19 protein-coding genes are annotated in these 19519 nt (G+C 48.3%); 12 read left to right on the top strand and 7 right to left on the bottom strand.

Features of this window, described 5'->3' with window-relative positions:
• Positions 1-47 precede the first annotated feature (47 nt).
• The gene (locus B5G27_RS07295) at positions 48-1415 is read left to right on the top strand and encodes a M20/M25/M40 family metallo-hydrolase (protein WP_242958265.1); all 1368 of its coding nucleotides are present in this window, start codon (positions 48-50) and stop codon (positions 1413-1415) included.
• Positions 1416-1994: 579 nt separating this feature from the next.
• Here the strand turns inward: B5G27_RS07295 and B5G27_RS07290 are convergent.
• The 3 genes from B5G27_RS07290 to B5G27_RS16215 all read right to left on the bottom strand — a co-directional run bounded on the left by B5G27_RS07290 (position 1995) and on the right by B5G27_RS16215 (position 4557).
• A complete protein-coding gene (locus B5G27_RS07290) occupies positions 1995-2630 on the bottom strand; it encodes a hypothetical protein (RefSeq protein ID WP_087178270.1) in 636 nt (211 codons plus the stop codon).
• 100 nt (positions 2631-2730) lie between these two features.
• On the bottom strand, positions 2731-2985 hold the full coding sequence (locus tag B5G27_RS07285; protein ID WP_087178269.1) for a hypothetical protein: 255 nt from the start codon (positions 2983-2985) through the stop codon (positions 2731-2733).
• A gap of 51 nt (positions 2986-3036) precedes the next feature.
• Entirely contained in the window at positions 3037-4557 is a 1521-nt protein-coding gene (locus tag B5G27_RS16215; protein ID WP_087178268.1) for a hypothetical protein, read from the bottom strand.
• A gap of 113 nt (positions 4558-4670) precedes the next feature.
• On the opposite strand from B5G27_RS16215, the gene B5G27_RS16880 reads away from it, so the two are divergent.
• The 9 genes from B5G27_RS16880 to B5G27_RS07240 all read left to right on the top strand — a co-directional run bounded on the left by B5G27_RS16880 (position 4671) and on the right by B5G27_RS07240 (position 12676).
• On the top strand, positions 4671-4892 hold the full coding sequence (locus B5G27_RS16880) for a helix-turn-helix domain-containing protein (RefSeq protein ID WP_087178267.1): 222 nt from the start codon (positions 4671-4673) through the stop codon (positions 4890-4892).
• Positions 4893-5524: 632 nt separating this feature from the next.
• A complete protein-coding gene (locus B5G27_RS07270) occupies positions 5525-5848 on the top strand; it encodes a helix-turn-helix domain-containing protein (RefSeq protein ID WP_162611215.1) in 324 nt (107 codons plus the stop codon).
• Positions 5849-5942: 94 nt separating this feature from the next.
• A complete protein-coding gene (locus B5G27_RS07265) occupies positions 5943-6323 on the top strand; it encodes a hypothetical protein (protein WP_087178265.1) in 381 nt (126 codons plus the stop codon).
• Positions 6320-7633 carry an FtsK/SpoIIIE domain-containing protein gene (locus B5G27_RS07260; RefSeq protein WP_087178264.1) on the top strand — a complete coding sequence of 438 codons (1314 nt, stop codon included), beginning with the start codon at positions 6320-6322 and terminating at the stop codon, positions 7631-7633. The genes B5G27_RS07265 and B5G27_RS07260 overlap by 4 nt, the downstream gene beginning before the upstream one ends.
• Positions 7634-7732: 99 nt before the next feature.
• Positions 7733-8941: a replication initiation factor domain-containing protein gene (locus tag B5G27_RS07255; RefSeq protein WP_087178263.1), complete on the top strand. Its 1209-nt coding sequence runs from the start codon at positions 7733-7735 to the stop codon at positions 8939-8941.
• The gene (locus B5G27_RS07250) at positions 8910-9131 is read left to right on the top strand and encodes a helix-turn-helix domain-containing protein (RefSeq protein WP_087178262.1); all 222 of its coding nucleotides are present in this window, start codon (positions 8910-8912) and stop codon (positions 9129-9131) included. The genes B5G27_RS07255 and B5G27_RS07250 overlap by 32 nt, the downstream gene beginning before the upstream one ends.
• Positions 9132-9187: 56 nt before the next feature.
• Complete coding sequence (locus B5G27_RS07245) at positions 9188-10393, top strand: tyrosine-type recombinase/integrase (RefSeq protein ID WP_242958264.1); 1206 nt, start codon at positions 9188-9190, stop codon at positions 10391-10393.
• Between the two features lie 703 nt (positions 10394-11096).
• Positions 11097-11912: a hypothetical protein gene (locus B5G27_RS16005; RefSeq protein ID WP_162611214.1), complete on the top strand. Its 816-nt coding sequence runs from the start codon at positions 11097-11099 to the stop codon at positions 11910-11912.
• Positions 11837-12676 carry an alpha-L-fucosidase gene (locus tag B5G27_RS07240; RefSeq protein ID WP_162611213.1) on the top strand — a complete coding sequence of 280 codons (840 nt, stop codon included), beginning with the start codon at positions 11837-11839 and terminating at the stop codon, positions 12674-12676. The genes B5G27_RS16005 and B5G27_RS07240 overlap by 76 nt, the downstream gene beginning before the upstream one ends.
• A 64-nt stretch (positions 12677-12740) precedes the next feature.
• On the opposite strand, the gene B5G27_RS07235 is transcribed toward B5G27_RS07240, so the two are convergent.
• The 4 genes from B5G27_RS07235 to B5G27_RS07220 all read right to left on the bottom strand — a co-directional run bounded on the left by B5G27_RS07235 (position 12741) and on the right by B5G27_RS07220 (position 16839).
• Entirely contained in the window at positions 12741-13694 is a 954-nt protein-coding gene (locus B5G27_RS07235; protein WP_087178260.1) for an Rpn family recombination-promoting nuclease/putative transposase, read from the bottom strand.
• 368 nt (positions 13695-14062) lie between these two features.
• Positions 14063-15202: a Gfo/Idh/MocA family protein gene (locus B5G27_RS07230; RefSeq protein ID WP_087178259.1), complete on the bottom strand. Its 1140-nt coding sequence runs from the start codon at positions 15200-15202 to the stop codon at positions 14063-14065.
• A gap of 1 nt (position 15203) precedes the next feature.
• Positions 15204-15593, bottom strand: a complete 390-nt coding sequence (locus B5G27_RS07225; protein ID WP_087178258.1) for a hypothetical protein — start codon at positions 15591-15593, stop codon at positions 15204-15206.
• A gap of 259 nt (positions 15594-15852) precedes the next feature.
• Positions 15853-16839: a LysM peptidoglycan-binding domain-containing protein gene (locus B5G27_RS07220; protein WP_087178257.1), complete on the bottom strand. Its 987-nt coding sequence runs from the start codon at positions 16837-16839 to the stop codon at positions 15853-15855.
• A gap of 309 nt (positions 16840-17148) precedes the next feature.
• Between B5G27_RS07220 and B5G27_RS07215 the strand changes: the two genes are divergently transcribed.
• A complete protein-coding gene (locus B5G27_RS07215; protein ID WP_087178256.1) occupies positions 17149-17622 on the top strand; it encodes a complex I 24 kDa subunit family protein in 474 nt (157 codons plus the stop codon).
• 5 nt (positions 17623-17627) lie between these two features.
• Positions 17628-19514 (top strand): NADH-quinone oxidoreductase subunit NuoF, encoded by a 1887-nt coding sequence (gene nuoF, locus B5G27_RS07210; protein ID WP_087178255.1) that lies wholly within the window; start codon positions 17628-17630, stop codon positions 19512-19514.
• Positions 19515-19519: the final 5 nt, after the last annotated feature.

Raw genomic sequence — 19519 nt, 5'->3', positions numbered from 1 at the left:
TTGCAATAATACTAATTTTTCTGGCTATTCTTTTGGTCAGGGCGGTGATGTTTCAGCCGCACGAAGAATTAAAACCTTCAGGGAAAAAGATCGATCTGGACAGCGACAGGATTGTAAATGATATGGTACAGATGATCCGCTGCCGGACGGTTTCCTACAATGACGACAGCCTGATCGACAAGGCGGAGTTTAAGAAATTCCAGGATCTGCTCCCGGAACTGTATCCCCTGGTGCATGAGAAATGTCCGCGGGAGTTCGTCGGCGTAAACGGTATGCTGTATCACTGGAAGGGAAAAACAGCGGATGAGCCTGTGGTGCTGATGGCGCATTATGATGTAGTGCCTGTGGAGGAGTCCCAGTGGGAGAAGCCTGCGTTTGAAGGGATCGTAGAAGACGGTATGATCTGGGGGAGAGGGACTCTGGATACGAAGGGAACCTTCTGCGGGATCATGGAAGCAGCGGAGAAACTGATCGCAGAGGGATTTGTACCGGAGCATGATATTTACTTTGCTTTTTCCGGACAGGAAGAGATCAACGGACCGTCCTGCCCGGCGATCGTAGACCTGTTTGAAGAGAGGGGGATACGTCCGGCTCTCGTTGTGGATGAAGGCGGAGCTGTCGTGGAAAATGTATTTCCGGGAGTGACCCGGGAGTGCGCCCTGATCGGTATCGCGGAAAAAGGGCTTACGAATATTGAGTTTAAGGCAAAAAGCGGGGGAGGGCATGCCTCCATGCCGCCGGTGCACACTATTGTGGGCGAGCTGGCGCAGGCAGTGGTGGATGTGGAAAATCATCCTTTCCCGAGACAGCTCACAAAGCCGGTAAGGGAGATGCTGGACATCCTGGGCAGACATTCCGGATTTGCGTACAAGATCTTATTCGCAAATCTCTGGTGCCTGGAAGGACTTTTTGACAAGGTGTGCCGCGCCTCGGGCGGAGAGCTGAACGCGATGATGCGCACAACATGTGCAGTGACTAAAATGCAGGGCGGAAAAGCGTTCAATGTAATCCCGCCGGCGGCTTCCGTGGGGATGAACCTGCGTCTGCTGGGGAAGGATACTGTGGAATCTGCAAAAGCTTATCTGGAGAAGACCATCAATAATCCGAAGATCGAAGTGTCAGTGTTTGAGGGGAGAAATCCATCGGCAGAGTCTGATACGGACTGCAAGGAATATATCAGGCTGTGCCAGGCAGTGAAAGATACATGGACGGATGCGATCGTCTCGCCCTACCTGATGATGGCATGCAGCGATTCCTGGCATTACTGCCGGATCACGGACCATGTATATAAGTTCTCAGCAATGAAACTGTCAAAGGAAGAACGAGGCATGATCCACGGGAATAATGAAAGAGTTCCCATCGAGACGCTGGTCAGAACTGTGGAATTTTACGTACGGTTAATGCAGAAGTGCTGAGAAATCCGGAAAATGATTGTGCGGATATCTGAGGCTATCTGACAGACAGATATTTTTGAACAACGAAAACCCATCAGTAATCTACTGATGGGTTTTCGCCGTTTTATAAGTTATCTAAAGGAATGAGAGTAAAGTGCGGCACCTTTTGGTGCCTAAACTTTTATGAGGGGGGAAGATAGTTGTTTTATCAACTATCTTGGTTATAGTATAGAGGGAAAATATGACAGAAGTGTGAGGAAATCATAAAAGAAGCAGGAAAATTATTAACGAAAACTAAAAAATACATGAACAGAGCTGGCAATGTCAGTAGTGTTTACTGTTCCAAACAGTGAGGTAAAGGAATAAAGCGAAGACGATCCTGTAATGGACGCAGAACAACGAGAACCCGTTAACCATCCGGCTAACGGGTTCTCGTCGTTTTTATAAGTTATCTAAAGGAATGAGAGACTATACTGTTTGATTATATCGTGTTATAAATTGCTATGAAGCCCGTAAATGCGGGCTTCATCCTGTCTAGCACTTTTATAAGCTGTTATAGTTTATTATGAAAAGGTGCCCCAAAAGTGCCCCGGAAAGGTCTCATTTCTTCCTGAATGAGTTTACCGCAGTTACAACTGATGCCGCCGCAGTTACTGTTGATGCTGTTGCGGTATCCTGCTGTAAACGTCTGATTTCTTCCTGAATCGCCATTTGATCCTGTTGGAATTGATGTGTTTCTAATAAGTTGTATGCTTCTTTCAGGCTGTCAGCGCGTCCCTCATTGATAAAATTCCAAAGATGGTAAATGTCATAATAATTATAAAACTTTGCCGGAAAATCTTTCGCTCCGTTTTGATAGGCAGGATTGCTTTTTGCCTGTTCCAATGCGCTAAGTGCTTCTGCGAGTTTATGGTCTGCGGGTTTTACATAGCGGTTCTGTTTCATGTAAAGTAGTATAGCGAGAAGTGCGCCAAAGAGGAGGGAACCACCAAGCCCTCCAATTTGTGGTGAGCCATTGTGGTCAAGATAAAATAAATTTGTATCATGCACAATGAGCAACCCCCAAACAAACCAAAATGCAAAACAAACTCCCAATACAATGATTCCGGCTTTCCATTTTTTTGTAGCCTTTTCATAATTCCGCTCGGCTTTATTAGCGTTATCTTCTGCTATTGCAACGGGGGCGGTTATTCTTTTCTTTTCTGCTAAATAGTTTAAAATTTCTTGCTTATTCATACCCTATCTCCTATGCGTTTTGAATATTTTTATCTTGGTGTAAGGTTTAAAGTGTTAATCGCCGTTACCATCTCCTTTCAAAATTCCGAGATATAGGTTCTTATCTTTTATCATCCTCTCCCGGACGTTCCTCAATCCCATAATCCTCTCCCGGATATGTCCCCACGATGTCACAGGTTCCGTCCAGAATCTTCCAAACCAGTTGCGCCTGTTCCGCCTCCGTCAGGTCGTCTGACTGGGTACAGGAATAAAGCAGGTCAACGGCTTTCTGGAATTTCCCGTCAAACAGCCACTCCCGGGCTAAGTTGGTGACAAACCCTCCCTTGATGGAAAAGGATAATGCTTTCTGTCCCATATTTTCCTCTTTAGGGAGGACAGGAAAATCCCCGCCCTCCCGAATCTTGTCCTATGCAGGCTTTGTAGCGCCGCAGGAACAATAGTAATAATCTGTATAGGTCTCATTCCAGCCCTGGTCTTCACTATGGCTATGCGTGTGGGAACAAGCAACATCTTGGCTCCCATAATATTCTCCCGCTTTCAGATGGGCTTTTTCGTGTTCTGCGTGACCCACACCATCGCCAAATACAGCGCCACAGCCACAAACGGTGTCATAGGAATGGTCGCTAGTCGTTACAGTCACCCAGTTCTCATGCCAGCGCGTTGCTGTGTGAGGCGTCCAGCTACAAACATGGGGCGGTGTGGTAGAACCCCCGCCGCCGGATGAACCGCCAGAGCCGCCGGATGAACCAGAGCCACCGGATGAACCACCTGAGGAACCACCTGAGGAACCAGAGCTGCCACCAGAGGAACCTCCGCTGGATGAACCAGAGCCGCCAGAAGCAGAACCTCCGGAAGAAGAACCGGTCTCTTCCGTCTTCCCGTCATCCGTCCCTTTGTCCCCGTCGGTCTTTCCGTCATCGGTCTCTTTCTCATCATCCGCCGGTTTCTCTCCCGGCTTCACGTTGTCTTTGATCACGTCATCCCCGAGGTCTTTCTCCTCGTCTTTGTCCACGACTTCCACATCTGTGGGGATATCCACGGAACCTACGTCAGAACCGCTGCCTTTGTCATCGGAACCGTCCATTTTGTCATCAGAAGTGCCTGTCCCGTTATCGGAACCGCTGTCTTTGTTATCGGAACCATCCGTTTTGCCATCGGAACCCTCTGTCCCGCTATCCGGTGCATCCGTTTTGTCATCGGAAGTGTCCGGCGTCTCCACTTTGACAGGCTCTTTGAACTCTACTTCATAGGTCACCTCATAATGCCCCGGTTTCCCGAAGTCCACGTTGCCCTCTTTGACGGTCACGGACTTGATGTTGCTGTCCTCTCCGGCTTCCTGCTGGATATTGGACGCATAGACGTCAAAGTCATACTCTTTCAAGTCCTGAGACAGTTTCAGGTTCTTTGTCAGGTCAGCTACCTCAGACACGGCTTCCGGCACGACCGTCACCGGGACGACCGCCTCGGCGGTGCCTTTCGTGCCCTTGCTGTTTTCTAAGTCAAAGGTGATCGTCAGGTCTTTGGCTTTGTCCGTCACTTCCGAGAAGGTAAGGGAGACGTTGGGCACGTTCTTCCCGCTCATGAGTGTTGTTGCACCCTCTGTCTTTGCTACGGTGAACGTGTCACCTTTTCCCGGTTCCGGCAGTTCCCCGTCTGTGTCAAAGGTGACCGATTTCCCGTCGTAGTCAAGGGTCACTGTTTTCACGGAGTACCCGGTGTCCGGCTCTACCTCTGAAAGGAAGTCAGACAACGGTGCCGCTTTGTTCTGGATCACAGTCACGTTCTTTTCCGCTGTGAGATCCGCTTTCGTTTCTACGGTTTCTGTTGCGTCAGATGCAGTCGGCGTCTCTTTCCCTCCGCATCCTGCGATCATTGAGGCTGCCAGTGTGGCGGCCAGTACAAGGGATACAAGTTTTCTCTTTTTCATAAATTCATCACTCCTAGCCTTAGCGAATTCCAATAAATACAGTATATTCGACATATCGAAGATATTCAAGTCTTAGAATATATTTTATGGTTATTCCTAGGGAGGAATAGCATATGATTGATTATTCTCCGTTCTGGAAAACATTAGAAAATTCAAATGAGAATTGGTATACATTGAACCGTAAATATAATATTTCTCATAGTACACTGTCGCGTTTGAAGCATAATAAAGATATATCAATGAAAACTGTTAATGATTTATGTAGAATCTTGAAGTGCAATATCCAGGATATAGCAGTATATGTGCCATCTGACGAAGATCAATTTTTATATTAGCATCTGTGGGAAATGATCTGAAGCAGTATGCAAAGAAATCAGACCAACTAGAAGAATGAGTGTTAGCGGAGCGCGGTCATTCTGGCGGGCGGTAGGGTGTACGGCTGAGTTTTCCGGTAGAATTCGAGATGATTTTTAAAACAAATAAGCAAAAAAGAGGGCGGGAGACCGCTCTCTTTTACATTCTTTAATCATTCTATATTCAATTTCTAAAAAAATTTAAACTCGTCCCTTGGAGTTTTTGCATACGCAAAAACTTTTCCCTCGGGGGCAAGCCCCCGAACCCCCATCCATTTATGAAAACATAATCATTTCTTTTAACCTTTATCTTCTTTCCATAATGTATTATCTCGTAAAAAGAAAAAATTTGTCAAGAAAAAAACTATAAATTATTATAAAAGTTTTATAAAGAAGCGTTCGCTATTGAAAAAATGAGAAATTTTCTAAATGTCAAAATTCTTGAACATTGCATGTTAAATACTTATCTTAACGGTAATGATCTGCCGATGTCCCACAGTTGCAAATGTGAGGAATATATCTGTTGTGTCATAGGGCACGACTTAGCAATTAATTAAAAAGACGCAGGCTTGCATGATATCTAAAAAATGAGCGCGCTCATGTGGAGACACTACATGACGATTAAATGGACAAAAGACAAATTAGAACAGGAACTTGAACGTGATTGCATCGCTGACAGAGAAATTAATAATGTGATTCAATCTATACCGATAACGGACATTATGAAGAATATCGAGAGATTGCGTAAAATCCGTCAAAAAAAATTTCCTATGTACACGCAGGAGTTTTTTGCGAAAAAGGTGGGAATAAGTCGTGGTACATATCAGAACTACTTACACGGAGAGGAAGATGCTCTCAAAGTAAAAACCCTGTTGAAAATGGTAGATGTATTACGATGCGATATTGCTGATGTCGTTAAAAAAGGGGGTGAAGCCTAAAACTTTGACCTGGGTAAGAGTCGTTAAACTGCCCGTGTAACCTATCAATTGAGTATTATAGGCTACAACAGCGGTAGCCGGAAAGGAGATTGCTATGGCAATTCAGCACTCGTGGGCGTATACCCATACTAGTTTTGATGCTGAGAAGTTTCTTAAAGCGACAAGAAATGAGTTTCAGCTAGTATCGCAACGACCTCATCAGTCCAAAAAAAATCCTGAAGAAAAAGGTGTTTCTGTAATTTTGCTCATCGCTCACGATGATAACGATTACGGCATGGACAAGAATGGGAACAAGCGCGAAAATAACGTGTTAAATACATTTGACGTTACCATTCTTAATGGTGAGACCTCGATACCTTTCCGCAAAGGTGAAAAGGTATCACTTGGCAACTATCTGCCGGAAAAATCGTATGTGATCGGTTTTGATCTGATCCTGAGATTCGACAGCATCAGGAAAGCGGGGGATGCAAAATGAGGAAAATCCAGACCGATAGACAGCTAAGAGGTGAGCTGTTAATTGCTTGGACTGTAATGAGTACGATCTGCGGCGTAGCTATATGCTACGCCGCGGGTATATATGGATCAGATATGCTTACTTTGGCATGGCTGATATGGGTTATATTGTGTTTTCCACCGCTTCTGATCTCGGGAACGGTGTGGGCGTTACGGAATCACATTGACAAAGGCGTGAAATATGCGTGGAAACACTACCTGCTTGTATTGTCTTTAAGAAAACAGTTTTTTGATGCGGGACTTTACGTCACAAGGAGAATCGGTGCGTCTGAGATAGCCGTGATACCATGGATTTCGATCAAATTTCTTCCAGATTACGCAAGCGGGCGAGTGTATATAAGGAACAGCATTAGATTGCACGGTAAACTGAGCAAAACGGATATATCAGCGGCGTTAGGGCGCTATGTTATGGAGCAGATTTATTTGAAAGATGATGGGAATCATTATTATTTTGACTTTTACGATGCTTCGATCGATAGGCGTTTGGTGTTTAACAATTTTAAGTCTTTCAAAAAATATTCCGATGCGATAGAGACATATGAATTATTCGTTGATTCACGCACTCGATTGCCGCTCACGCATCAGCTTATTGTCGGGCAGACAGGCTCGGGAAAATCTTATGCTCTTCACGGACTTCTGCTTCAGATGTCATTGAAACCGGTGAAATATCACTTGTATTTCGCTGATCCTAAATCATCAAGCATTGCATTGCTGGGCGAATTGCTTTCCCCTAATGATACAGCAGAGGATTTTGAGGATATTGTTGCATTACTGGAAAAATTTGTGTCTAACATGCAAGCGAGGCGCCCTGTGTTGAAAAAACGCTTACGGAAAAAGATAGACGGTGATTACAGGGATTTTGACCTATCCCCGCATATCCTGATTTTCGATGAGTATGCTGCGTTCTCCCTGCAATTACAGACAAAAGAGAAGAAACAGCGTGACCACGTGGATGAGCTAATTGCTCAGATCATCCTGAAAGGGCGGCAGTCAGGCTTTTTCATCTGGATCGTGATGCAACAGGCGGGAAGTAATAATATACCGACATTCCTGCGTGACAATCTGCCGTGGAAAACGGTGCTCGGTAACGCAGAGGATCAGACCTATGTCACCGCGTTTGGCGCGGGCGTAGATATCCCGGAACGGAAAATGGAGATTGGCGAGGGTGTATACACCTATCCGGCGGTTGCCAACAAGCCGAAACTGTGTGCATTTCCGACTTTGAACTTTGACGTTCTGGATGCGTTGAATCAGGGAGCTGGGGTACTGTAAGTACCCCAGCTCCAGTTTTTAAAGAGTAAAAAGTAACCAGAAATTCATAAATACATATTGCTGAATGCAAACAATTTTAAGCGAAAGGCGAGGAATATTATGGAAAAACAGATATTATTAGGAGTTGATGAATTAACACTTGTACTGTCATTGGTTGACAAGACGATATTGGAAGATCTGGACGAATGGCAGGAAAAGGCAGAAAGCATGATTTCAGAGTTCGCAGGACTTGCGAATCTGGAAACGGTTTTCGGAAGTCAAAGAGAATTGGAAGATAAATGTCCGCAAGGCTACACGGTTGGTTACCAATACGGTGATCAGCCGTTTTATTTTGCCGTGGCGTATCATCCGTTACACCCTGATATGGGCGTGATCATCAAGTTCAGTGCGCACAGTTGGTCTGTATATAGCAGAAGCAATTCTATGAACATAAAAAGGTTTCTGGAGTCCATCAAGTCAGATGCATATAATTTCAGGCTGAGCCGAGTTGATTTCGCGGTTGACTACCAAAACTGGGATTTTGCCGTTGATGATATTTACCAGAATCTTAAGGCTCACAATCTGGAAATACGAGACTATAACGGCAGGAAAAATACCTCCATAATCACAGCACATGAAGTGAATGGTGTGGCAGATACGTTTTACGTTGGCAGTAAAAAAACAGGTACAAGGCTCTTTCTGCGTGTGTATGACAAAAGGACAGAACAGCTTGAAAAACGTGGTTTTCGCATGGAAGAAGCCTTGTACACCACATCATGGGTAAGATTTGAAGCGGTATTCAAAGGTAAGTACGCGCATCAGCTAACGGACATCATAATGCAGACTGAAGAGGAAAAACTGAGTCATCTGATCGCAGATAAAGTTTCAGAGAAATTCAGATTCTACGATCTTCAGTCTGAGAAACTTCTGGATTTTTCCCGGGCATTACTGGAAAAAGCGAACTTGGATTTTGAGCGGTTGCGATTGGAAAGTCCGCGGGATAACGGGTTAATGAGTTTGCTGTCACATCTTGTCAACGGTTCCGGATTGTTCTCCGCTATGTATAAATGTGACGAGATCTGGGGAGAAAAGACGGCTGTAGTCTTGCTTGATCATCTGTACAAATTATATACAGAGCAGTATGAGCCGAACGATGACGTGAAACATTGGTTGAAAAAACACAAAGACTCGATGAAAGAACAATCGCTTGAGGATGATCTTAAGATGCTCAAGGTGCTTAAGGCAAACTACACCAAAGGTGCAGCAGACGATTTCACAGAGGAAAATGAGGTGATGAATGATGCAGGACAAACTAGCACTGACAATTAATGAAGCATCGGAATACACGGGAATCGGGAGAAATACCCTGCGGGATCTGATCCGTTGGGATAAGCTCCCGGTGATCCGGGTGGGGAACAAAGTAGTGATCAGGCGGGATGATCTGGACAGATTTCTCTCAGAGAATCGGAATAATAATTTGAGAAACAGATTTGAAGTGATTGAACTAAAGCAGGGATAACGGTATAATAAACGGTATCAAACGGTATAGTCCTTGCGGAAGAAAGGAGCGTAAAATTGGGCAAGGACTTACATGGAAAACAGTTGCCGACAGGGATCATGCAGAGACCAAACGGAACATATCGGGCACGGTTCAAATATAAAGGTGAAAAGTATACTCTGGACAATGCAAATTTAAAAGAATTGATTGAGCAAATGGAAGAGCTCAAATATGAGGTGAAGCACGGGATCAGGGGAAAAGGAGACAATCTTACTCTTGACTCTTGGTTTGATGTCTGGCTGAATACTCACAAGAAAAAGTCAATCAAAGATAGCACGCTATCCCGATATGATTACTGCTATAAGAACTATGTGCAGGAAAAGCTCGGAAAAAGGAAACTGGCAGATTTTAAACCAATACTGCTAGAACGGCTGTTTCAAGATATGGCAGACGATAATTACAGTACAAAGACAATCCGTGATATTTATAATATCCTTAGTGCTATGTTCAAGTATGCAGTACATAACCGGATCATTTCATTTAATCCCTGTGACGGGGTGGAACTCCCTAAGACAAAGAAAAAGCCGATCCGTGTTCTGTCTGTTGAAGAACAGAGTGAAGTACTGAGATATGCCCAGGACAGATTATATGAAAATCTGATCGTAACTGCATTAGGCACAGGGATGCGCGCCGGCGAACTCTTAGGATTGTCGGAAGATGACCTGAATTTTAAGAAACGGGAGATCACGATCAATAAGACGCTCGTATACATAAAAGACCTGTCAACCGGAAAATATGTGTTTAAATTTCAGACACCAAAGACAGAGAGCGGAAAGCGCGTGATCCCGATGCAGGAAAGCGTATACAAGGCATTGAGAAAGCAGAGAACGCAGAAAAAAGAAATGCAGATCGCGTCTGATGCATGGGAGCCGTTAAGGGGATTTGAAAATCTTGTGTTTGTCAGCAGGAACGGAAAACCAGTGTCAGAGCATGCTTTTCAGTCTGCACTTGACTGGATCGTAAATGCGATCAACAAAGATCGTCAGAAACAGGCTGAGAAAGGCAAAAAGGATTTCGTGCCGATGGAACACATTTATCCTCATGTGCTCCGGCATACGTTCGCGACAAGATGCTTTGAAGCAGGGATTGAAGCAAAGACAGTCCAGAAGTATCTCGGTCATTCTTCCGTAGCGATCACGTTGGATATTTATACACACGTTACGGATGATAAGGCAAAAGAAGATATGAATAAACTGGAACAACTCTATAAAAAGATCATATAGCAACTCTATAAACAACTATCTACCACCGCAGTATTCCATAAGATAACAAAAGGGTGCCCCAAAGGTGCCCGAAACGCTTAAAGCGGAAAGCCATAGACGGCGAAAACCCGCTAACCACAAGGGCTAACGGGTTCCGTGTTTTTATAAGTTATCTAAAGGAATGAGAGTAAAGTGCGACATCCCGGTTCCCCGGGATGTCAATACTTTATGAGGGGGGAGATAGTTGTCTTATCAACTATCTGAGTCTTAGTATAGCCGGGAAATGTGTCCAAAGTATGTTTAAAATCTTAAAGAAAAAGAAAATACCTTATGAAATAATTAAGACACCCGAAAGGCATAAGGATCAGCAGGAGTGAAAAATTGAGAAAAACCGACATGGTTAAGGCGAAGATGTTGGATAGATGAGGAACAATAATGGAGAAAATATGTATAATTAAAGAAAAGTTGATGATTTGGATAGAATATACTGAATTCTATCGGCGCTGGCATTAACCGGAGCGTGCAGCCGGTTTATTGCAGCCGGGCTACAGCCCCCGGCATATATTAATACATTCATCTCTATGCGGGGAAAATTGAACCGGGATAGAGCTTGAGGAAAGAGGACGGACTGGATCAGAAATGGGCTGTATTATTGATGTAGTCCGGAAAATATGATTGCAGATGTTTTTTATGAGAAATCTGCTGAATAAGCGAAGGAGGAAGTATGAGAAAAAGGAGCATTATTGCTAAGGGATTGTCAGCCGTGCTTGCGTCGGCAATGGTGATCCCAATGATGGGGATGACAGTATCCGCATCGAAAGTGCCGGAGGATGTAGCTGCGGGCAATCCGGACGACGTACAGATCGTACGTCCTTATATCCGGGGCGATGAGATTGCAGGTACGACTCTGCAGGGGAATTATACATACTATGATGTATGTGGAAGCCATGCTGAATCAGGTACTGTCTTTCAGTGGTACCGCAGCGACGAAAAGGATGGGGAATATACAGCGATCCCAAATGCGGACAGCAGCACGTATACGCTGACAGAGGAGGATGTGGGAAAGTATATCCGATTCGAAGTGGACGCGGACAACTGCGATCCTTATAAAAATAATCAGAAATTGGAGTTCGAAGAAGGGACAAAGCCTGTAAATGAGGACGGTACCGTCTATGCACCAGAGGCGTTTTTTACGGAATATCTGGACACCGAGGCTCCGGATGTAGACACAAATGCCGATGGTTATTATGACTTAAAGCAGGCGGCGGCTGCTCTCGGAAAGGCATATTGGAGCGGAGATGAGAATCAGAGCGAAGTGGAAAACTTCCAGATGGAACACCTTGGGCAGGGACTGATCGTGATCGGCGGGAGCGAGGATATTTTTGACCCGGTATCAGACCGCGACCTGATCGATGAAGCCTGCAACATGCTCTATACGCTCAGGGCAACAGACGAGCAGATGCAGTGGTTCAGGGATGCTTCTTTACAGATTACGACAATTATTCAATCGAGTATACATCTTATGGAAAAGATATTGTAAAGCAGTTTGTGGACGCTGCCCATGAGGCGGGACTCAAAGTCGGATTTTATTATTCACCGCGCGACTGGTATAATCCGAACTATCTGACAGAAGACCACCACCGGTATCTGGAATACTATTTCGAAGAGATACAGGAACTTCTGACGAATTACGGAGATATCGACATCATGTGGTTCGACAGTATCGGAAGAAGTTCTCTGAATGAGTGGGATGCGCGGACTCTCCTGCGCCGGATGAAACAGCTCCAGCCGGATCTGATCGTGAATAACCGCTATACTTCGGTACTGGCGGGATACGAGCAGTCTCCGTATGATATCAACGGCGATTTCGCCACGCCGGAACACCGACTGGGCGGATTTGATTCCGAGCGCCCGTGGGAGAGCTGCATGACTGTGACAGAGGCTCCGGGAGGAGGCTGGTCCTACCGTCCGGACGGCAGGATCAAGACCGTGGAAGAGTCAGTGAAATACCTGATCAACAACGTAGTAAATGATGGAAACCTGCTGTACAATATCGGGCCCATGGCTAACGGAAAACTCAATGAAGACCACGCCCAGGTATTCCGTGAAGTAGGGGAGTGGCTGGAGCCCTATGGCGAGGCAGTCTATAACACCCGCGGCGGCCCGTATATCAGCCCGAAATGGGGAGAAAGCACTTATAAGACAAATGACGACGGGACACAGACAATCTATCTCCATGTGACGCCGCTGTTAAATGATTATACTGTGGAAGGAGACAATCCCCCGGCAGGATCCCGACTTTAAAAAGTCCGCATTCTGTGGAAATGTCTCCTCCATGCTTATCTGCACATGTTTCTAATGGATAATTCTAATTCTTCTGGGGATTTTGAGGCTCCTGCTGCAGATCATCCACGATCGAAGCGATCATCTGCGGGTCCTCGCCCAGCATATCTGCGATCTCATCAGGAGACATCCCGCGGCGTAGCATTTTTTGAGTATATTCTTTTGCTTTTTGCCGAAGTCCCTGTTCCATGCCCTGCTCCAGTCCCTGTTTAATGCCCTGCTGAAGTCCCTGCTCCAAACCCTGTGCCAATCCCTGCTCTAATCCCAGTTCCTGTGCACTGTCCATCAGGCAGTTGTAGTCGCGGACCGCCTTCTCACGGGCTTCATACTCCAGGCGTTTCCGTTCATCCGCGCTGAGTTTTTCCAGTTCACTGAATGCTTCATGGATATATTTATCTGATTCTGCCATTTCTTTAAAATCCTCCCTGGTCTTCCCATTAAAGAACCTCATCCAGCGGGTGATGCTGTCCTCATTACGGGCTTTTCTGGGCAGTTTCCGAAGCTCCGGGATGTGGAGCTCCATCAGATCCGTATAGAGTTTCCCGGTTTTAGTATCGCAGAGAGAAATCTTGTGGTAGCATTTCTTATCTTCCGGGAAATGGACAAAGTCCAGGAGGCTCACGTGGATACATTTTTTCAGCTTATTGTAGGAATCTCCCTTTTTCAGCTGCCCGGCATACATCCGGCATAGATAGAACAGCACACGGTTTGTCCAGTACGGGAAATACACGACCTGCATTTCCATATCGATCTGAGTGCCGTCCCTGAGAAGTACTGCCACATCCAGGACACCCAGCTTATCGTCGTCGTATTCAGCGGGCAGGATCGTGGGCAGCAGTGTGGTTTCCTGGATCTCTTCCGGCTTTCTGCCAAGGAGCGCTGCGATGAATCCTTTTCTTACTTTTTCATTCTGCATCAATTCTTTGAAACAGAAATCCACTGTGGGAAGCATTATGAAATTGTTGGTTGTCTGTGCCATAGACGTTTCTCCTTTCTGTGCTGTAACTGTGTTTCACGGAGACGCGCTTTTGCTGCGCCATCTCCTGCAAATGCAGCTCCATACAGAAAAGGATCCGGCCTGAGTTTATTTTATCATATCTCCCTGATGTGTAAAGGAGAATCTGTTTCCCGGGGCTTTTCTGTATGGGGTTGAGCTCTGGCTGCTTCATTATCGGGGTATCATCTGGAATACAGATCCGAAAATGAGATTTGGAATAAAAGACTGTCTTTTTGTGTACATGCAGGATATCACAGGATGCTATAAAGCGCAATATAATGACAGAAATCATTGCATTTCTGAGCACAGCAGAAACCAACAGGACGTAATTTCAGGCGGAATAACAGCGCTTATTGTAATTCCCGCAGATGTTCCTCAAAGCGCTTTTCAAAAAGCAGTTCTTCCTCAGAGCCGGGGAGCGGGATGGTTACGGTCCCGCCTTCCCAGGATGAGAGATAGACCGCATTCGATATGAGCAGGCTCTTGCGGGCTTCGTCCCAGGGAGCAATGAGATTGTCTGACCGGCCGGAATTGACTGCCAGGGCGAAGTTTGCCAAAAGTTTTGCGTAGGCGTCCGGCTCTGTTTCCATCGGGAAGCTTTCCCATGTCCCGGAAGGCGCTGCGAATGGATCCGTAAGCGTTGTGCGTGCCTCCTTTTCCGGGCGGTCGAGACGGCAGATGCGCACGCCGTCCGGCTGGCAGATGATGAGGCCGTTATCCATGGCAATCTCCAGGCGGTTCACGCCGGGAGCTTCTCCTGTAGATGCGGTGAAGACTCCTGTGGCGCCGTTTTCCCATTCCAGGTAAGCGGTCACTTCATCTTCCACTTCGATGGGATGGTATTTGCCGATGTGGCAGAATGCCCGGGTGCGCGCAGGCGTGCCGCAGATCCACTGGAGCAGGTCCAGGTTGTGCGGGCACTGGTTGAGGAGGATCCCGCCTCCGTCCAGCTTCCATGTGCCTCTCCAGGAAGAAGCCTGGTAATAGGCATTGGGGCGGTACCAGTCCGTCACGGTCCAGCTGAGCCGCTTTAATCCGCCGAGTTCCCCGCTCTGTACGATCCTGCGGATCTTCTGGTAAGAGGGGGAAGTGCGCTGGTGGAAGATGTAGGCGCAGACCAGATCCTGCGGCCGCGCCTCCTCCATGAGCCGTGCCTGGCGGCTGTATATCCCGGCGGGTTTGTCACAGAGGACATGCAGGCCCCGCTTCATGGCGGAGATACTCTGTTCCTCGTGGAGCCTGTGAGGAGTGGCGATGATGACCGCGTCCAGGCTGAGGCTTTTGTCATCCACTGCCTGAAATAATGCATCTGCGGAAGGGAAGACCGGAAGGCCTTCCGGCAGTTCCAGCCCCAGTTTCTGAAGCTGCTCCGGGCGAACGCGGGTGACTGCCGCGAGTTCCATTCCCGGAATCTGTCCTTCGAGGAGAAGGGCAGCATACTGGCTTCCCATGTTTCCCATACCTATGATTCCTGTTCTGAGTGCTTTCATATTATTCTGCCTCCCGAGTAAGATTTTTGCAGGACTCTGCGCAGCCCTGTTTCCGGGGGCGGGGCCCGGTTTTGGACTGATGCCAGTCTGAAACGGCTGAGAAGCCAGGCATCAGCAGTGCGAGATAAGCGTCCTCCAGGGCGTATCTGAAGGGATAGATCTCAGGGCCGCCGGTTATGTATCCCTTCATTCCAGCCAGCATACGCGCGATCGCTGTTTCATCCTCAGGGAGCCGGCATACGCCGAACACCGGGGAATAGAGCGGCCTTCCCTCAAAAGAGATGGATAATACTTCTCCGGATATCGGATCGCTCCTGGTTAAAAGGGGCGCCTGCATCGGAAGGTTATCTCCGTCCAGATAATAAACCGTGTCATTGAAGATCTTTGACATGATGTACCTCCTGGCATGAAACTGGACTGTCATAAACTGTCTAAAATTTTATCACTGCGCAGTGGGAAATACAAGATTCATACAACGGAAGTGACTTCACATTGTAACAGTTCAGCCGAGGCAGGGGAGAGCGGAAGGACATGGGCGCAGCAGTTAAAAAAAGGTTTATAAAAGAATAAACTGCGGCGCCCCTGTAAAACAGCTGACTCTGAAAGCAGATCGTTTGTTTCCATATTAAAGTGCTTTCTTTTACATGGCATTACCTTACACGGATCGTATTTCCCGCATAGATGAGGTCCGGGTCAGAGATTCCGTTTAACGCGGACAGAGCGCTGACCGTGGTGCCGAATCTTGCGGCGATGCCGCTTAAGGTATCCCCAGGCTGGATGGTGTAATACTGTGCGCCGGAGCTGCCGGATCCTCCGTTTTCCGGGACGCGGATCGTGTTCCCGGCATAGATGAGATCCGGGTTGGAAATCCCGTTCAGAGAGGAGAGGGCGCTTACCGTAGTGCCATAACGCTGGGCAATGCCGCTTAAGGTATCCCCGGGCTGGATCACATAGGTGATATAATCCGGCGATGGAGACGGGGACGGCGAAGGCGCGGGTGAACTGCCGTCCAGGTGGTTCAGCCCTGCGGCTTTGATCGCGGCAGGATAATCGACATATCCGATATCCAGGTCCACATCGCCTGATATGCCGGGAATGCTGCCCTGGCTTGTGTACTGCCAGATGCCGCAGTTCGTCCCGTCAAAACTGTCCGCGTAGCGGGCGTACCAGAAGGCGTAGCGCTCCGGGAGGGAGCTGCCCAGGTAGGTGTCGAGGAAATTGCGGTTTGTATAGAACATGGCGTAATAGCCTTTTTCTTCCACGCGGTTGCAGAAACTTGTCACGATCTGTTTCGCGAGCGGTGCATTTATGGTCACACCTTCGCCTGCCGCGTAGGCCACGGACGCCTGCTCGATATCGTAGCAGACCGGGTAGTCCAGCCGGTAGCCGGATATAGTATCCAGGCAGCCGTCAGCCTCCTGTACGGCGGTCTGCGGGCTGACTGCGTAGCAGAACCAGTACACACCGATGGGGAGACCGATACGGTTGCATTCGGATGCATTTCTGTGAAACTGTTTATCCACGGTGCCGAAGCCATACCCCGCGCGGAGCATGGCGAACTGGTATCCCGCGGCTTTGACCCGCTCCCAGTCGACAGTCCCCTGAAATTCGCTGACATCAAGTCCTTTTATACTCATATGGATCAGACCTTTCTATAAATAAATGTGTCCCGGAAGGCGTTGGAAAAGAGCCGCCGGGTTTGGTTTAATATATGCAGATAGTTTAAGAGGAGTTCGCAGAAGCGGATGGGATTTCCGATGGAACAAAACTACTAATATTTAGTATAAAATTTATTAAAAAAGGATGATGTTCTGACTTTCGCATTTGTGTATTAAAGTCAGAACATCATCCTTTTTCTATTGCCTAACCGTCAAAACTGCCATATAATAAATACTGATTGATAATTTTTTATCGATATTACACAAAGAGACTAAAGGAGGTATCCCATGTTAGATCAGAGCTACTACGACAAGACGGATGAGATCATCGCGGAGCACGGCTCGGACCAGGCTTCCCTGATCCCGATCATCCAGGACATCCAGACGGAATACCGCTACCTTCCGCCGGAGCTTCTCAACTACGTGGCAGGGAAGCTCGGCATCACTGAAGCGAAGGCATACAGCGTGGCGACATTTTATGAGAATTTTTCTTTTGAGCCGAAGGGCAGATTTGTGATCAAGGTGTGCGACGGCACGGCCTGTCATGTGCGCAAGTCCATCCCTATCCTTGAGAGGCTGCGCAGCGAGCTGGGGCTCTCCCCGGAGAAGGCGACCACAGACGATATGCTGTTTACGCTGGAGACGGTGTCCTGCCTTGGCGCGTGCGGACTTGCCCCGGTCATGACGGTAAATGACAAAGTATATCCGGCGATGACCCCGGATGCAGCGGCTGATTTGATCCGAGAGTTGAGAGGAGTTTAGAGCGTATGGACAGAATAGAGAACAGAGAAGCTCTCGAACAGGTGCGCGGGGCTTCAAGAGCACAGATCGAGAACAGCAGGTGCAGGATCCTCATCTGCGCCGGGACAGGCTGCCTGGCGGGAGGCTCCGGGCAGATTTATGAGCGTATGTGCGAACTGGTGAAAGAACACCCGGATGTGGAAGTACATTTTGGGCCGGAGATCGCGCATGGGGACGGTGAGATCGGAGTGAAGAAGAGCGGATGCCACGGGTTCTGCGAGATGGGACCGCTGATGCGGATCGAGCCCCAGGGTATCCTGTATACAAAGGTAAAACCAGAGGACTGCGATGAAATCTTCCACAGGACCATTGAGAAGGGGGATGTGATCCACCACCTGCTCTTTAAGCAGGACGGCATCGAATACCGGAAACAGGAGGAAATCCCCTTCTATAAAAAACAGACCCGGAACGTGCTGCGGAACTGCGGGCATATCGATGCAGAGCACATCCAGGAATACATATCCACAGGCGGGTACAGAGCACTGGAGAAGGCGCTCTTTGAGATGAAGCCTGAGGACGTGATCAAAGAAGTATCAGACTCCAACCTGCGCGGGCGCGGGGGCGGCGGGTTCCCGACCGGGTACAAGTGGTCCCAGGTGGCGCGGCAGCAGGAGAAGGAGCGCTATGTAGTCTGCAACGGCGACGAGGGCGACCCGGGAGCATTTATGGACCGGAGCATCATGGAGGGCGATCCCCACAAGATGATCGAGGGTATGATGATCGCGGCTTACGCGGTAGGCGCGAAGGAAGGCTATATCTACGTGCGCGCGGAGTACCCGTTGGCAGTCAGCCGTCTGAAGCTGGCGATCGCCCAGGCTGAGGAATGCGGCCTCCTCGGGGACAATATCCTGGGGACGGATTTTTCGTTCCGTCTGCACATCAACCGGGGCGCCGGGGCATTCGTCTGCGGCGAGGGAAGCGCGCTGACCGCGTCCATCGAAGGAAACCGCGGAATGCCGCGCGTGAAGCCGCCCAGGACAGTGGAACAGGGGCTGTTCGGGAAACCGACCGTATTAAATAACGTAGAGACATTTGCTAATGTGCCGATGATCATCCTGGAAGGAGCGGACTGGTTCAAGAGCATCGGGCCAGAGAACAGCCCGGGTACAAAGGCATTCGCCCTGACGGGAAGCGTGAAGCATACCGGGCTGATCGAAGTGCCCATGGGGACCACGCTGAAAGAGGTTATCTTTGATATCGGAGGCGGCATTAAGGGTGATGCCGCGTTCAAGGCTGTGCAGATCGGCGGGCCTTCCGGCGGCTGCCTGACGGACGAGCACCTGAATGTGAGTCTGGATTTCGATTCCCTGAAAAAGATGGGCGCGATGATCGGGTCCGGCGGACTTGTGGTCATGGACAATAATACATGTATGGTGGAAGTAGCCAGGTTCTTTATGAACTTTACCCAGAATGAGAGCTGCGGGAAGTGCGTGCCCTGCCGCGAGGGAACGAAGCGGATGCTTGAGATCCTGGAGCGCATCGTCGCAGGGAACGGGGAACTGGAAGACCTGGATCTCCTGGAAGATCTGGCACGGACGATCACAGAGACTGCACTCTGCGGGCTCGGCAAGAGCGCGGCCCTGCCGGTCATGAGTACCTTAAGGCTCTTCCGCGACGAGTATGTGGCGCATGTGGTGGATAAGAGATGCGAGTCCCATACATGTTCGGCGCTGAAGCGGTATGTCATCAGCCCGGAGCGGTGCAAGGGATGCTCCAAGTGTGCGAGAAACTGTCCGGCGGACGCCATCAGCGGCAAGATCAAAGAGCCGTTCGAGATCGACCCGAAGAGATGCATCAAGTGCGGCGCCTGCGAGAGTGCCTGCGCGTTTGGCGCGATACATGTGGAATGGTAGGAGGA

Source organism: Lachnoclostridium sp. An76 (genome assembly GCF_002161355.1).
GTDB lineage: Bacteria > Bacillota > Clostridia > Lachnospirales > Lachnospiraceae > Mediterraneibacter > Mediterraneibacter caccavium.
Note: the sequence above shows the minus strand (reverse complement) of the source record. Positions and strands in the feature narration are given on the sequence as shown.